This window comes from candidate division KSB1 bacterium, from assembly GCA_034505495.1.
In the GTDB taxonomy this organism is placed as follows: Bacteria; Zhuqueibacterota; Zhuqueibacteria; order Residuimicrobiales; family Krinioviventaceae; genus Fontimicrobium_A.
This window is the reverse complement of the sequence record JAPDQV010000059.1, coordinates 1-14,959: the sequence shown is the minus strand read 5'-3', so window position 1 is coordinate 14,959 and position 14,959 is coordinate 1. Positions and strand designations below refer to the sequence as shown.

The 14,959-nt window shown below is 51.4% G+C and carries 12 protein-coding genes and 1 tRNA gene; 4 read left to right on the top strand and 9 right to left on the bottom strand.

Annotated features, from left to right (window positions below; translation table 11 throughout):
- Positions 1–337: 337 nt before the first annotated feature.
- Positions 338–1,624: a tyrosine--tRNA ligase gene (tyrS, locus tag ONB24_14710; GenBank protein ID MDZ7317361.1), complete on the bottom strand. Its 1,287-nt coding sequence runs from the start codon at positions 1,622–1,624 to the stop codon at positions 338–340.
- A 10-nt stretch (positions 1,625–1,634) separates the two neighbouring features.
- Positions 1,635–2,108, bottom strand: a complete 474-nt coding sequence (gene smpB, locus ONB24_14705; GenBank protein MDZ7317360.1) for an SsrA-binding protein SmpB — start codon at positions 2,106–2,108, stop codon at positions 1,635–1,637.
- A 113-nt stretch (positions 2,109–2,221) separates the two neighbouring features.
- Here smpB and ONB24_14700 point away from each other — a divergent pair.
- A tRNA-Leu gene (locus tag ONB24_14700) sits at positions 2,222–2,305 on the top strand.
- 30 nt (positions 2,306–2,335) lie between these two features.
- Here the strand turns inward: ONB24_14700 and ONB24_14695 are convergent.
- Genes ONB24_14695 through ONB24_14680 form a run of 4 tightly spaced genes read right to left on the bottom strand, consistent with a single transcriptional unit; the run spans position 2,336 to position 8,618 of the window.
- The gene (locus ONB24_14695; GenBank protein MDZ7317359.1) at positions 2,336–3,481 is read right to left on the bottom strand and encodes an anaerobic sulfatase maturase; all 1,146 of its coding nucleotides are present in this window, start codon (positions 3,479–3,481) and stop codon (positions 2,336–2,338) included.
- Positions 3,482–3,484: 3 nt separating this feature from the next.
- Positions 3,485–5,578 (bottom strand): alpha-amylase family glycosyl hydrolase, encoded by a 2,094-nt coding sequence (locus ONB24_14690; protein MDZ7317358.1) that lies wholly within the window; start codon positions 5,576–5,578, stop codon positions 3,485–3,487.
- Between the two features lie 53 nt (positions 5,579–5,631).
- Positions 5,632–6,336 (bottom strand): class I SAM-dependent methyltransferase, encoded by a 705-nt coding sequence (locus ONB24_14685; protein ID MDZ7317357.1) that lies wholly within the window; start codon positions 6,334–6,336, stop codon positions 5,632–5,634.
- Entirely contained in the window at positions 6,333–8,618 is a 2,286-nt protein-coding gene (locus tag ONB24_14680) for a hypothetical protein (GenBank protein ID MDZ7317356.1), read from the bottom strand. Before ONB24_14680 ends, ONB24_14685 begins: the two co-directional genes overlap by 4 nt.
- Positions 8,619–8,748: 130 nt before the next feature.
- On the opposite strand from ONB24_14680, the gene ONB24_14675 reads away from it, so the two are divergent.
- On the top strand, positions 8,749–9,360 hold the full coding sequence (locus ONB24_14675; GenBank protein MDZ7317355.1) for a nitroreductase family protein: 612 nt from the start codon (positions 8,749–8,751) through the stop codon (positions 9,358–9,360).
- Positions 9,361–9,387: 27 nt separating this feature from the next.
- Here ONB24_14675 and ONB24_14670 read toward each other — a convergent pair whose 3' ends face one another.
- On the bottom strand, positions 9,388–9,738 hold the full coding sequence (locus tag ONB24_14670; GenBank protein MDZ7317354.1) for a carboxymuconolactone decarboxylase family protein: 351 nt from the start codon (positions 9,736–9,738) through the stop codon (positions 9,388–9,390).
- 20 nt (positions 9,739–9,758) lie between these two features.
- On the bottom strand, positions 9,759–10,955 hold the full coding sequence (locus ONB24_14665) for an endonuclease/exonuclease/phosphatase family protein (protein MDZ7317353.1): 1,197 nt from the start codon (positions 10,953–10,955) through the stop codon (positions 9,759–9,761).
- A gap of 242 nt (positions 10,956–11,197) precedes the next feature.
- Between ONB24_14665 and trmB the strand changes: the two genes are divergently transcribed.
- On the top strand, positions 11,198–11,866 hold the full coding sequence (trmB, locus tag ONB24_14660) for a tRNA (guanosine(46)-N7)-methyltransferase TrmB (GenBank protein ID MDZ7317352.1): 669 nt from the start codon (positions 11,198–11,200) through the stop codon (positions 11,864–11,866).
- Positions 11,867–11,956: 90 nt separating this feature from the next.
- On the opposite strand, the gene ONB24_14655 is transcribed toward trmB, so the two are convergent.
- Positions 11,957–12,703 (bottom strand): sulfite exporter TauE/SafE family protein, encoded by a 747-nt coding sequence (locus tag ONB24_14655; protein MDZ7317351.1) that lies wholly within the window; start codon positions 12,701–12,703, stop codon positions 11,957–11,959.
- A gap of 183 nt (positions 12,704–12,886) precedes the next feature.
- Between ONB24_14655 and ONB24_14650 the strand changes: the two genes are divergently transcribed.
- Positions 12,887–14,767 carry a T9SS type A sorting domain-containing protein gene (locus ONB24_14650; protein MDZ7317350.1) on the top strand — a complete coding sequence of 627 codons (1,881 nt, stop codon included), beginning with the start codon at positions 12,887–12,889 and terminating at the stop codon, positions 14,765–14,767.
- Positions 14,768–14,959 lie beyond the last annotated feature (192 nt).

Here is a 14,959-nt window from a genome sequence, read left to right as displayed (position 1 = left end):
CACGCCGCCGGCGTTCGTCCTGAGCCAGGATCAAACTCTTCATCGTTACCTATCCCAACTCTAATCTATCCTCTTTCCGTCTCGCCCGGCCGACCAAATCAACCAGGCCAAACTCAAAAGACGCTCAAGACCTCGCACGCCTGACAAAGAACTCCTACAGCCCCTCACAAGAAAGAGCCGCTCACGCTTCACTCCATCCCTCCGAAGCAAAGCCCTAAAATATAATTAAACGACAGCCTTTTGTCAAGGCTTTTTTTCCGAATTTATTCCTTTTATTGCGTATCTTATATTTCCAATTTTGATATTTATAGCGTCTTTATTCAAAATAATCAATATACTAAATCACAATCAAGTTAAAGTGCTTTTTCTTGCCGAGACGTATGCTGATTTTGTTGTCGCGCACATGCTCCACCGACAAGACGGCATCGCGGTCGGAAACCTTGTCGCCGTTAAGGTAAACTCCACCTTGGTCGATGAGTCGACGCCCTTCACTTTTGGATGAAGTCAATTGAAAATTAACCAGCAAATCCACCAACAACGGCCTGGATTCGAGCAAGGATCGACTGATTTCGGCATGCGGAATGGATGCCTCGCTGCTCAGGTCAACCCTTCGGGGAATCGAACTTGAGGGCAAAAGATCATCAGGGATTTCTACAGCGCCGAATGCGGCAATTGCCGCCGCTAAAGCCGATTTGGCAGCTTCCTCGCCATGAGTCAATTTGGTCGCCTCGTAGGCCAATATTCTTTTTGCCGCATTCAGTTCTGCACCCTGCATTGCTTCGACCCGCTCAATCTCGGTCATCGGCAGCAATGTAAAATACGCCAAGCATTTGTAGACATCCCGATCGTCAATATTCACCCAATATTGAAAATAATCATACGGAGGCGTCTTTTGCTGGTCCAGCCAAAGCGCTCCGGCTTCAGTCTTGCCCATTTTTTTGCCGTCGGCAGTGGTCAACAAAGGAAAGGTGTGGCCGTAGACATTGACGCCTTCGAGGCGACGAATCAAATCAGTGCCGGCCAGAATGTTTGCCCATTGATCATCGCCGCCCATCTGGAGTCGGCAGTTGTACCGCTTGAAAAGCATATAAAAATCATAGGCCTGCAGCAACTGATAATTGAATTCCAGAAACGAGAGACCGGTCTCCAGACGCCGTTTATAGGTTTCGTAAGACAGCATTTTATTGACGCTGAAATGCCTGCCGATGTCGCGCAAAAACTCGAGGTAGTTCAAATTCCCCAGCCATTCGTAATTATCCACCAAAAGCGCCTTGCCTTCGCTAAAATCGAGGTAACGCATCAACTGTGCCTTGATCTTTTGCGTGTTTTCGACAATCTGTTCTCGGCTCAGCATTTTGCGCATTTCAGTCTTGCCGCTGGGGTCTCCGACCATTGCCGTGCCGCCGCCGACGATGGCAATCGGCCGATGGCCGTAACGCTGCATGTGAATCATAGCCATGATGCCCATGAGATGGCCGACATGCAGGCTGTCGGCCGTAGGGTCGAAGCCGATGTAAAAAGTGACCGCCTCTCGTCCCAGGAGCTCGCGCAATTCATCCGGGTCGGTCAATTGTTGAACAAAGCCTCGTCGCTGCAGCTCGTCAAAAACATTCGCTCGATTCACAGAGTCTCCGTCAAATCTTGATACGATATTTGTTTTTTAATTCTCTCTGCGCCTCACGGGTCATATCCCGCCTGGCGATGTCCTGCCGTTTATCGTAGATCTTTTTACCTCTTGCCAATGCCAATTCAATTTTGGCGCGGCCATTCTTGAAATAGACCTTCAGAGGCACCAAAGTAAGGCCTTTTTCCTCAATCTTGCCGATCAATCGTTTGATTTCATAGCGATGAAGCAAGAGTTTTCGGGGACGAAACGGATCGTGATTCGCATAACCGCCGTGATCATAAGGTGAAATATGAAAGTTGACCAGCCACAGCTCATTGTTCAACGCCTTGGCATAGCTGTCCTTAAAGGAAGCGCGGCCCTGCCGCAGCGACTTGACCTCGGTTCCCACCAAAGCCAGGCCTGCTTCGAAGCGCTCCAAAATTTCGTACTCGCTGAAAGCTTTGCGGTTGACCAGCTGGATTGTCTGCTTTGCCGATCCCAATCTGTCTTTCCATCATTGACGAACTGTAATCTACTATTCTTGTTCATGAAAAGCAAGAAAAAGCCGAGAAAATCTATTGCTTTTTTGAAACCAAGTTTTTATATTTAAGCATCGCCGAAGTGGTGGAACTGGCAGACGCGCACGGTTCAGGGCCGTGTGAGCTGACGCTCGTGTGGGTTCAAATCCCACCTTCGGCACAAGGGCCGCCAAATGCGGCCTTTTTTGTTTCAGCGCAGCGCCGGCTTGGCGCGTTCCGCCAATTCTTTCAGCCGCGATTCAGCATGGCGGAAAAACTCGCGATAAGCCCCGCACAGATAGTTGTTGCGCGGCTCTTCCCCGCTTCCTTTTCGCTCTTTCGGACATCCGCCTTTGCAAAGATACAACCATTCACAAGAACGGCAGTCTGTGGGCAAATCAGCTTTAACGGCGCCAAAGTCTTTTTGTTGAGGGCTATTGAGAAGTTCGACAAGAGGAGTCTTGTGTAAATTCCCTAAATAATGTGCTGTGTCGACAAAAAAGTCGCAGGAAAATACATCCCCGTTATGCTCGGCGACCAGATAAGAACCGCACTCGGTCTGCAGCGTGCACTCGGCCGGTTCGATTCCCGCGCAGTTTGCCGCCGCCGAATCGAACCAGCGAATAATGGTCGTCGGCTTTCCGTCTTGAAAATCCTCCCACCAAAGATCGAACAATCGACACAAAAACCTGCCGTATGCTTCAGCAGGGACCGCAAAAGAAGCGTATTCCTGCGGATCATCCCGCCGCCTTTCGACACAGGGGATGAACTGCATGTAGGTCAAACCATTCTGCTTGTGAAAAGAGTAAATTTCGTCGGCAAAATTGACGGAATAGTCGTTGACGACCGTCAAGACGTTGACGGGCACCTCGTAGCGCATCAATATTTCCAATGCGGTCATGACGCTCGTCCAGCTTCCCTGTCCTTTGCCCATGCGATAACGATCGTGAATGTGCCGAGGTCCATCTAAAGAAAGTCCGACCAGAAAACGTGCATCGCGCAGAAACAAAGCCCAGTCGCGGTCAATCAGCACGCCGTTGGTCTGCAGGCTGTTGCCGACGATCCGGCCGGGCCGGCCGAATCGGATTTGATATTCGACTGCGCGTTCGTAAAACTCTATGCCCATCAAAGTCGGTTCACCGCCCTGCCAGCAAAAGGACACCTCTCGTTCACCCTGTCGCATCATTTGCTTGACCAAACTCCGCAACGTCTCTTCGCTCATCCGCATCGGCAGGTTACGATCTTGAGAAACGTTTTTTCCCAAATAGAAGCAGTATCGGCAGGCTAAATTACACGCCGAGCCTGCCGGTTTGACTAGAATCGAACGCAAAGGTTTTTGCGAAAGGGATGTCTGCACGATTTATTTCTGCAGAATCATGCCGCTGGAGGGCGGTACTTGAACGCGGTGATCAAAGAGCGGCCGATAAAGCTGCGAACCAGATTCATCAGCTACAATCGTCCATCGACCGCGGGGCAGCGAAAATTCCGCGCTTTTCTCCCGATGACCGTTCAACAAAACGATGAAATCATGCGAATCGCCGGAGCCGTCTTTTCGAATCAGATAACCGAGAGCGAAAGGATTTTTGCGCGTCGTCAGAAATTTAAAATCCTGGGGACGGCTGCGACGGAAAGCAGGATGTGCCTTGCGCAGGGCAATCAGGCCGCGATAATAATCGACAAGCTCCCGATTCCAATCGGCATGTTGATAGTTCAGCCAATTCGTTTCATTATCTTTGTTGTAACTGTTATGGTCAATCCAGCCGATTTTAGGATCGTCGACAGGGGCGGGTGCAATGACTTTGCTGCGCGCCCACTCCTGGCCTTCGTGAATCATCACCGGGCCTTGGGAAGTAAAAAGAATCAGCGCGGCAAGCTTGTTGATGCGCAGTTGTTCCGGAGTCAGGCGGGCGTTGGCCTCCGGATCGTCGACTTTTTCCGAACCGCCCAAGCCGATGCGGATAAAATCGCCTAACGTGTGATCGTCATGGGATTCGAGGTAATTCACGGAATGCGCTTTTTCGACAAACAGGCCGCCGTGAGCCGCCAAGGAGCCCATCACGTAACGTTTAATTGTCTTTAAGCTATTGTTTCCGAACCAGCGTCCGAAGATAAAGCTTTGACCGTTGTACGGATTCTGACCCTTGACGCCGTTGCGGAACTGATCGTTCCAGGCCGCCCAGCCGCGTCGGGAGAATTCAGCCGGCTTATAACCGCCGCCCCACGGCTCGGTGATCAAAATGACGTTGGGATTGATCTGCCGTGCAAGGCGATAGATTTCATCGCAGGTTTCCGCATCGATCATGGCGGCCAGATCGAAGCGGAAACCGTCGATGTGATACTCTTCCATCCAAAAGCGGATGCTGTCGAGGATCATCCGGCGGCCCATCGGACTTTCGGTCTTGAAATCATTGCCGCAGCCGCTGACCGAGGTATAGCTGCCGTCGAGGTTGAGACGAAAATAGTACTTTTTATCGATCAGCTTGAAGCAGTTCCAATCATACTGCGAGACATGGTTATAGACTACGTCCAGAATAACGGCGATGCCCTCTCGATGCAGCGCCTTGACGACATCGCGCAGCTCGTTCACGGCTCGGCCGTCGACGCCGCACAGTTTTCCGGAAGCCAAAGATTCTCCCGAAGCGTAGTAGGATTCCGGCGCGAAAAAGTAAGACGTCATGTAGCCCCAATGATTGCGAGCATAGGGATTCCAAGTGTTGACGACTCCATCCACCGGCACTTGATAGGGGATTTCGATATTGCCGAATTCATGTAAGGGGAGAAACTCGACGGCGTTGCATCCAAGGGCCTTGAGGTGATTGATGCCGCCGCGGATGGAAGGCTGTATAAAGCCGCAGTAACTTCCTGCAATGGCCGGATCAGCGCCGGAGCTGGGATGAGCGGTCATGTCGCGCAGGTGACATTCATAGATGATGAGGTCCTCCCAGGCAATATTCGGTCCGACGTCACCTTCCCAATCATAAGCGGCCATATCCACGATCAAAGTGCGGGCCCGATGATGATATTCGTTGCGGGAAGCGACGGCGCGAGAGTAAGGGTCGGCAATTTGCTTTTCAGGATCGAATGCTTCATCCTTACCCCGAGGCCCGTCGACACTGTAGGAATAATAATAACCAAGCAGATCACGTTCGATCTCAGCCTCCCAGACACCGTCCGCATCGCGGTGCATGGCGACTCGTTCGCCGCTCGCGGCCTCGGCGTCACGATAGAGATGGAGAATGACCGATGTCGCCCGCGGAGCAAAAAGTCTGAACAAAGTTCGGCCGTTTCGGCGGATCGCCCCCAGTTCTTTGGCAGAATAGGCTGTTTCCCAATTCGATTTTGCGCTTGTTTTGAGCACGGTCGTTTCCTGTGATGTCAGCGGTTGAGGAGAGATCATCATCCACAGAAACAGAGCGGAAACCATCCAAGCGGAGGCCGCTTTGAATTCGCACATGTCATGGCTCCTTCAAAAGACGTTTCAGCAGTTACGCGAAAGAACATAGCCATTCAGCGAGATGCTTTAATGCCGGAAACCATGGCCAAATTCAAAAATCGCCAAGGTACATCGATGGTGCTGAAACCGGCCGCCTGGAGCTGCAGCTTCATGTCGTCGACGGTCATCATCGGCTGGTTATGGCGCAAACGATTCGAAGCCGCAAGACGATCGAGCTGATCCTTCGTCACTTCGCCCTGCTCCAGGGCCTGGCGAATAAAGCGAATTTCAAGATCGTAAAAAACGCGATTGACGCGCGCGTCGGGCGAACGATAGAACTCGCAACTGACCCATCGTCCTCCTGAATCTAAAAGTTGGAACGCCTCTATCAGCAAAGCCTGCCGTCGTTCGCTAGTCAAAAAGTCGAGCGTAAAGGAAGATAGGATGGCGGCCGGCGGGCGGATGTCCTGCATCCAAGCCTGGTCGTTGAGGTTGCGCGCCAAAGGAACAATTTGATCTGCATACGCTGCGAGTTTTTGCTTCATTCGCTGCAGAATTAATTCATCGATGTCGACACAGAAAATGGTTGAAGATGGAAACGACTCTAAAATGCGCCTCGTCAGTCCGCCGAAGCCGCAACCCAGATCGACAAAGCACAGATCACTGCTTGCCGGAAAATCGAGAAGCGCCGCCATGATTCCATGTGCTTCCTCATACTTGGGGATGATGCGTCCGTAGAGATCTTCCAGCAGATTGATTTCATCGTTTTGTTCGTTCATTTGAGCTCAAAGTTTATTTTTCGTGTCAAAGAGTCCTCAACAGTCGGGACGGTTACATTTATCTGCAATTCATAGATGCCCGGAATGTATTTTTTAAGATCCAAGAGCAGGTATTCGATGGAGGTGGCGGCGGTTGCGGAGCGCTCGATACGCATCGAGGTGGATGGTTGGCGATTGCGGAAGATGTTGCCGATAGTCTGCAGGATGTTGTCGGCGCGTTCCTCAAGCAGTTTCAGGACGTATTCTACCTCGAACGAAAGGCTGCGGCCTTCCCGGATCGGCAGATTGTAAAGTTCAAAATAGACGCCGAGCGGCGATTTTCGGCTGAACAGCTTGGGAGGATTCGGTACGACCTGGAGATGATTTTTGACGAACAGATCTTTTTCAGCAGCCGGTTGAATGGTGGAAGCCAAAATGATACCGCTCATGGACGGTTTGTCGCCGCGGTAGTCGGAAAGGTTGATTTTAAACTTGTAGCCGCCGATGGCGCGGTCTTGCGGCGTACGCACGTCGATTGCCAGTTGATAGCGATCCGGCGGACCGACAAAGACCATTTGATCGGGCCAGTAGCCGATCTTTTCGGATGCGGCCTTGATTTCGCGGAAGGAAATTTTCTTATCGACGGAAAATAGCCGATTCAGATCGTTGTCATAGACGCCGAAATTGACGATAAGGCTGTCGTTTAGGAGGTTGCTCTTTTCGATCATCAGCTCTTTGTCGTCGACCGAGTAGTAAAGTTCGAGTCGCGTCAGACCGCTGTCGGCGCGAAAAGTGGCCAGGTAAAAAGGAAAAATGATTGTCCTGATCGATTTTTCCCAAGAGTGCTGGTCGGTGTTCAAACCGACGCTGACGTCTTCGCGGCTGAGGCGCACCATTTCGCGCTGATAGGCCAGAGCTTCAACGGCCGAACCGGTGATGATGCGGTTGTAGATCGGATCCCAGGAGATGCGGCTTTCCAAGAGCGGCGTGGGCAGAGAAGGAGACAAGCGCCAGTTATTGCCGGTTTGAGTTTCGCCCTGTACGAAATGAAAGATCATGCGTTTGCGCAGTTGGCCGCGTTCCTGATAAAGCCACGATTCGTTGAGCGGCATGCCGGCTTCGATGTCAAAGGCGCGGTCGTCCGGCTCACCGTGGCGGATGTAGATCAGTCCTTTGTCGTTGAATTTGTCGTTAAGCTCAAAAACCCTCGGAAAGACCAACTCGTTTAAGCGATCGGGGTTGTTGAACGGCAGTCGAAAGCCGTCGTAATAGTGCTGCCGCTCGGCGACCAAATAGCGGCGTAGATGTTCGAGCAAACGATAGTTCACCTCCGAAGCCGGCATGGGATTACGCGCCACCCATAATTTTTTAAAGAAAAGACGCTTCTCATCGGCGTTTTTAAGCGATTCGTACTCCTTCAACTCATCATCCGAGAGAATATATTTGATGTGATCGAAAAAAAGAGCGGCTTCGAACTCGTCGGTGACGCAATCGAGCGCCTTTTCATAGAGAGCTTGCGCGCGACGAGGGTCATTTTGCTCGAATCTGGATTTTGCCCAAGCGATGAACAGAGGAACCTTGGGCATAACTATACCCGAGTCGGATGCGAGTCGGGCATAAATCGAATCGGCCGGCGTATAGTTCTTGTCAATACGATAACTTTCCGCAATAAAAAATTGGACGGCTGCGCTCTTTTTTTCCGCAGCCCATTTGCGCAAAGCTTCGCTGTTGCGATTGTAAATAAACGATTCGGCGCAGCGGAAATAAGCGACAACGGCTTTGGGCGTAGGGGCCAAATTCAGCTGTTGTTCAAACAATTCTAAGGCGTGATCGTACCGCTCACGGTAGCGTTCGAGTACGGCATATTCGAAATAAAGATTTTTGAAGGAAGGGTCTTGAAGCGACAGCCGCTCAAAATAGTCGGCTGCGATTTTCCAATCGCGATCTCGGAGAAGAAACGCTTTGTACTTGCCGGTCTCGCGATAGATGACGCCCAAATGAAAGAGCGCGTCGGCGTCATTGGAATCGGCTTCATAGAGTTTTCGATACCAATCTTTGGCGTTGCTCCATCGCTCCAGGCGGAACTCGAGCTCGCCGATCTTGCGGATCACCTCGAGGTTTTGCGGCGATTCGCGATGGAGAGACTTGAGAATACGCAGAGCCTCCTCTTGCCGGTCGAGCTGAATCAGCCGCAGAGCCTCAAAATATTGCGGGTTTTGAGCAGATTGGGCATTCGAAAGCCAAGACAGGGTGCACAATAAAACGGGCATCGCCCACAATTTTACAACATGACAAACCTGCATGCGGCAGATTCCTTTTCAACTCCTCTTAAAGTATACTTAAAACCATCTTTAAACACAAGCATCAAAAGCAGCATTGGAATTATTTTCAGCTCTTTTGCATTATAACAACAAAAACTAAAGAGGAGACTCCATGGAATTGTACGAAGCGATCCGAACCCGCAGAACGGTACGAAAATTTACATCAGAACCTGTTTCGCCGGAACTTTTGCAAAAGTTGGTGGAAAGAGCTCTTTATGCGCCTGCCGTGGCAGACGAGCGGCCTTGGCGGTTTTACCTAGTAACCAACCGGGAATTCATCGGCAAAATGGCGCAGTTGGTTCATCGTCGACTCGAGGAACTTTTCGGAGGCACCGACAAAGGCAACCTGCTGAAAACCGTTGATCATTATGCGACGATTTTCGCAGAGGCGCCGGCGCTGATCTTGATCGCAGCCAAGCCCTACCACGCCGTTGCCGATGATTTGGGGAAACTGAGCCACGAGACCATCAACGAAATGCGCCGCCATCCCGATTTGCAGAGCATCGGTGCCGCCGTCGAGAACATGCTTCTTTCTGCAGCGGAATTCGGCCTGGGCGGCTGCTGGCTTTCCGGATTGATGGCGGCGCGAACCGATTTGGAAGAACTGCTCGGCGTTAAGGAACCGTGGCAACTTGTGACCGCCGCCGCGTTCGGCAAACCGGCCGCTCAACCGCAACCCCACGAGCCGCCGCGCGTTCAGGACCATATTTCCATAATTGCCTGAGCCCTGAAATCAGCAGCCCTCTTGACGTTATGAGGGCTGCTGCCGCAGCTGGTCGAGGAATTCCACCGCATAGCGCAGGTGGGGGATGACGATCGAGCCGCCGACAATCAGAGCGATCGAAAAGCACTCGAACAGCTCTTCATCGGTGGCGCCGGCCTCGCAGCATTGGATGAGATGATACGCGATGCAGTCGTTGCAGCGGAGCACCATCGAGGCAACCAACCCGAGCATTTCTTTCACTTTGGCATCCAACGCGCCGTCTTTATAAACGGCGCCGTCCAAGTTAAAGAAACGGCGGATTGAAAGATTATCCACCGACAGAATGCGCTCGTTCATGCGGCGGCGATATTCCTGAAATTCTTGAGGACTCTTGGCCATTTTTTCCTCCACAATTTTTTTTATCTGGTTTTGCGCCATGAGAGGCGGACGATCAGCGGGCGGTGATCAAAGGCGCCGACCGAATAGACTTTTGCCGTTTCGACACAAAAATGGTTGGAACAGAACAAGTGATCGATGCGAAGGTAATCGACGGCTGCCGCTGCAAGCAATTTCGGCAGCTTCTTCTGCAGCGGATAACCGCCGTAGGCAGCACCTACCCCCCAGCCGGCTCGGCTGAAGGCATTTGCCAAATGCCGCGAAAGCCAAGCAATGTTCCTTCCGTTGGTCGGCTCGTTAAAGTCTCCGGCTAAAATCAGCGGTTCTTTGACGCTTGTTACGGCTTGGATCAGTTGGTTAAATTCCTCCTGACGGCCATGTTCGGCGGACAATAGGTTTTCCCAATCGCCCCTGCGGAAGCCGCCCAAGACCCACTCTTTGAGCTCTTTTCCGGTGTGAGTCAAATGGCAATTGATCAGATGAACCTTACGCCCTTTGATGTCGACGACGGCATGGTTGACCAGCCTTCCGTAGGTTGCAGATCTGCTGCGCAGCACGATCGGATCGAGAGCTGTGAGCGGGAAGCGGCTCAGAATCAGCACATCTCCCTGGCCGCGGAACAGGCCCGGGCCGCATTGATACGGATACAGGTCAAAGAGCCGCGTTACAAGTGCCCGAATCTTGAGGCGATGGCATTCCTGCAGAAACACAATGTCCGGCAGCTGCTCGCGAATCAGCCGCATAGTCCTCTCGTCGTTGTAGGCAAAAACATGGGTGTTCATATTAAAGGACATCAATGTTAACGCGGGTCTGTTTGACGAGAGGGGCGGAAAAAGCTGCGAACGATAATGCAGCAGAACCGAAACGAGACAAAGCAGGTAGCCGAGGCGGGAAAATGAAAATGAGCGCTTGAGTTGAAAGAATGCAATAAAGAGGTAAGCAAGAGAAAATGCCGATAGAGGGCGCAAAAGGCCCTGATCAAGAGTCAAGCCGACCCAACACATCAAAAACAGCGCAGACAGAATGGTTTTCTTTTCAGGGGCGACTTTGATTATACCGCGGATTACGGCAACGGGCAGAAACAGAGCGATTGGTACATAGATGAGATCGTTCAATACTTCGGCAATCAAATGCACCACCGGTAGCTGCGGGAATAATGCGCAGCGAAGAGACGGCTGCCATATAAAAACCTGCAAGAGCCAATAAACAAACCAGATCATTGCTTATTTCTACCCGTTGACCATGGTTTTGAACCGTTTTTTGCAGCGACACAATGTCTGTGGATTTCTCTCAAATCGCAAAACAGCATGCATTGAATGGACAGAAATATGATTGCCTGTAAAGGATAGGCTTCTAGAATGAAGGCATTGTGAAAACATGTTTTCGTGTCGACTTTACAGCTTGTATTCATGACTAGTTTTTTGTATAGTAACGATCTAGGTTTTACAATCGAGAAGGAGAAATGGCAAAGAAAAAGCGGATCCGCATCGAAGCGATTAAATCTTTCAGCAACGTTTCCCAACAACCGGAAGCATGGAAAGGAAAGTGGAAAACGTCCGTTTTCGGTAACGATCATGAAATTGTCCTCGAATTAGGCTGCGGCCATGGGAATTATACGATCGAACTGGCCCAGCGATTTCCGCAGAAAAACTATATCGGCTTGGATCTCAAGGGGGCGCGTCTATGGGTCGGGGCGAAAAAAGCCCTGGATGCCGCAATGACCAATGTGTTTTTCATCCGCGGTAATGCCGCCCATTTGACCACCATGTTCGAGCCGGGGGAAATCAGCGAAATATGGCTGCCCTTTCCGGATCCTTATCCCAAAAAGCCCCGCAAGCGGTTGACCTCGACGCTTTTTCTCGATATATATCGACAAATCTGCACACCGGATGCGGTACTGCATTTCAAAACGGATGACGACGCGCTCTACCGCTCAACTCTGGATTCGCTTGCGGTCTTCGGGTGTCGAATTCTATACAATTTCCCCGATCTTTACCGCAGCAACTTGGTCGATGATCTCCCATACATCCAAACCACTTATGAAAAGCGCCATCTCGCCGCCGGAAAAACCATCAAATATATTCGCTTTCAACTGCCGTCCAACAGCGATCATTCTGAGACAACATTTTGACCATACCATATAGGCTGCAAGAGAAAAGTATCCTGCATCTGTTGCCGAGGACTGTTAAGGCGGCATTGAAAAGAATGATGCGGTTTTAAATCACATTGCAGCCAAACCATCGGCAATAAGCTTGACTCCGGTGACCAGGAGAAAAAAACTGCAAAGCTGGTAGAACCGTTTTTCGTTGACCTTGTGGTGGAGCAAGAGTCCAAGCCGTACGCCGACCGGTGCCAAAGGAGCTAAAAGGGCGGCAGCTTTCAAGTTGACAGAGCTCAATTGCCCCAACAAAGCGTATGGAATCAGCTTGAAAAGATTGACGAGCATGAAAAAAACGACCGTCGTGCCGACAAAACGCGACTTGGGCAGCTTTTGCGGCAACAAGTAAATATCGATGGGCGGTCCGCCTGCGTGGGCGCCAAAGCTCGTAAAGCCTGCCAACGCCCCCCAAAAGAATCCCTGCGCAACGCTTGCGGGCCTTTGCGGTGCGCTTTGAAGGCGAAAGAAATAATAGCCTGCAAAAGCAACAGCCATTGTGCCGATCATTAGCCGCACATGCGCCTGCGAGAGATAGCGGAAAAACAGACTGCCCGCCAGAATACCCAATACGGCAGCAGGAAGAAGCACGGCCAGGTTGCGTGCATCCCAATCGCGATAATAATGCCGAACGGTGATAAAGTCCATTACGACCAGCAAAGGCAGCAATATGGCAGCCGCCTGAATCGGCGGAATGACCAGAGAAAGGATCGGCACAGCCAGCACCCCCAAACCGCCGCCGAAACCGCTCTTGGAAATTCCGATCAACAATACCGCCGCAACAGCCGCTATATAAAATTCGATTGATTCCATGCCTGCGTTTTAAATGAATCTCTTGAATATAGCATTTTTTCCCGCCAAAGAGAAGGGTGTTGAGAAAAAGGCCGAAAGATGCAAATTAGCCAATTTTATAATTGGCAAGCGATTTTTCTATTGAAGAGCAAAGTTGAAAATATTATCTTGAAACTGCACTTTAACCTTTAAGATGAGGTAAATATGAAAGGCGCAAATTTACTTGCACTACTTATTTTAACAGCCGGCTGCGGCCTTGCAGCAGCGCAGGGTCTGGGCGTCAATATCAGCCTGCCGGAACGCGGCGGCACGTTTGTCGACATGGCCAAAGAGGTGCATCGCTGGGTGCGGACTACGGATTGGCAGCCGCTGCAGGAAGAAGATTTCGACGAAAAAGGATGGCCGGTGCGCGATGCAATTTTGATCATCGATCTTCGCTTGGTTGCCGAGTGGGCAAATGAGATCGATGATCCGGAAGAGTATCGCGTCGATCTCAGCGGCGACTATGCCTGTTCGTTCAGAGGGCGCGCCAATGTTTTTTCCTACGGCGAAGGAAGTATTCGCGACTACCGCTATGACTCGGCCGAAAACCTCAGCACCTTTACATTTTCCGTTCCTTACCCGCCTGGAAAAGAGCACGGCAAGTTTTTTCTTGCTTTTACCAGTACGCAGAGGACTCCTGCAGACGGAACCAACAGCGGGATAACCGACCTGCGGATCATACGTCCCGGATACAAACCGGATACCCAACAAATTTTTCTCGAAGACTTTATCAAAGCGCTGACGCAGCCGCCTTTTGCGGTAATCCGCTACATGCCCTTTACCGGCGCCAACGGAGCGGACCCGGAGTATCCGGAGCGCACCACCTGGGCAATGCGCAAACTGCCCACCGACGCTTCGCAGGCGCCGATGCCGGTTATCGGCAAACGGGACGGCGCAGCTTGGGAATACGTCATTGAGCTGTCCAATCTTACCCGCATCGACCCGTGGATCAACATACCTGTTTCGGCGGACAGTGATTATGTCCTGCAGCTGGCCGCGCTGTTCAAAGAAAAGCTTGATCCGAACCTGAACATCTATGTGGAAAGCAGTAATGAGGTTTGGAATACGGCTTTCGGTTTTGACCAGAGCCGCTGGAATCAGGCGCAGGCAAAGGCCCTCAAGCTTACCGAGCACCAAAATCACGCGCGGCGCACGGTTGAGTTGGCAAAGCTTTTCGAGCAGGTTTACGGCAGCGGGTCGTTGAATAACAAAATTCGCGTGATGCTATGCACTCATGCTCCCATGCTCAAATCGTGGTTGGAACCCATGCTCAACTACATCAAGACCACTTTCGGCGAACCGAATCAATTTATTTACGCCATAGCCTGCCAGACCTACTACGGCGGCGGTTCTGACGAAGGGGAAAGCGTGGAAAAAATTTTGGCCGATTGCAGGAACGACATCCGCGGTCAAATGACCACTCGCCGTTTGTGGATCGATACGGCGAAAAAATGGGGATTCGTCGGCGGCTTTTGCTCTTACGAGGGAGGGCCGGATCACGGCGGCGGCAGCACGGTCAATCTGGCCAACCGTATTCTTGCCGAGCGCACAAAGGAAATGGGCGAAATTTTAAAATATAATTATGACGACGCTTTTTTCCAGCTCGGCGGCAATCTTGTCATGCAGTTCACGCTCTCCAGTGCCTATACCCGTTACGGCTGTTGGGGGCTGACCGACGATATTCATGATCTCGATCGCAACTACAAGTTCCAGGCTGCGCGCGAACTGATTGCCAAAACCGCCGTGCGCAATCGACCGCCGATCGTTGAGGGATTCGATCTGCTGCCGGCTTATCCTAATCCGTTCAATTCCGCCACCGTCTTACGCTTTAGGAATGCATCGCCCAACCACGTACTCCTCACGATTTATAACCTCAACGGGCAAAGGGTGAAAACTTTCGACGCAATATACTCTGCCGGTGAGCATGTTGTCATCTGGAACGGCCGCGACGATCACGGTAAGGCAGTACCTTCGGGCATTTATTTCTGCCGCCTCGAGGCCGGTTTATTCAGCAAGACAATCAAGCTGTCGCTCGTTCAATAATTGCGGCAAAGCAGTCTGCAGAAACGCCGACTGGGCGTTTCTGCAGAGATTTTACGGAAATTGTCGTTGTTTGATCGACAGTCGAAAAGAGCTTCGGTAGGGCAAAGCACTGATGGGGATTCCGCATAGAAAGATAGGTTGGCGCGTGCTCAAAAACCGTAGATTGTAAAGCCGCCGTCTACGGCCAGGCAC

Excerpts from the sequence above, each read along its gene's own strand:
- ONB24_14690 (MDZ7317358.1), bottom strand. The coding sequence starts at position 5,578 with ATGTGCGAATTCAAAGCGGCCTCCGCTTGGATGGTTTCCGCTCTGTTT.
- ONB24_14685 (MDZ7317357.1), bottom strand. The coding sequence starts at position 6,336 with ATGAACGAACAAAACGATGAAATCAATCTGCTGGAAGATCTCTACGGA.
- ONB24_14680 (MDZ7317356.1), bottom strand. The coding sequence starts at position 8,618 with ATGCAGGTTTGTCATGTTGTAAAATTGTGGGCGATGCCCGTTTTATTG.
- ONB24_14675 (MDZ7317355.1), top strand. The coding sequence starts at position 8,749 with ATGGAATTGTACGAAGCGATCCGAACCCGCAGAACGGTACGAAAATTT.
- ONB24_14670 (MDZ7317354.1), bottom strand. The coding sequence starts at position 9,738 with ATGGCCAAGAGTCCTCAAGAATTTCAGGAATATCGCCGCCGCATGAAC.
- ONB24_14665 (MDZ7317353.1), bottom strand. The coding sequence starts at position 10,955 with ATGATCTGGTTTGTTTATTGGCTCTTGCAGGTTTTTATATGGCAGCCG.
- trmB (MDZ7317352.1), top strand. The coding sequence starts at position 11,198 with ATGGCAAAGAAAAAGCGGATCCGCATCGAAGCGATTAAATCTTTCAGC.
- ONB24_14655 (MDZ7317351.1), bottom strand. The coding sequence starts at position 12,703 with ATGGAATCAATCGAATTTTATATAGCGGCTGTTGCGGCGGTATTGTTG.
- ONB24_14650 (MDZ7317350.1), top strand. The coding sequence starts at position 12,887 with ATGAAAGGCGCAAATTTACTTGCACTACTTATTTTAACAGCCGGCTGC.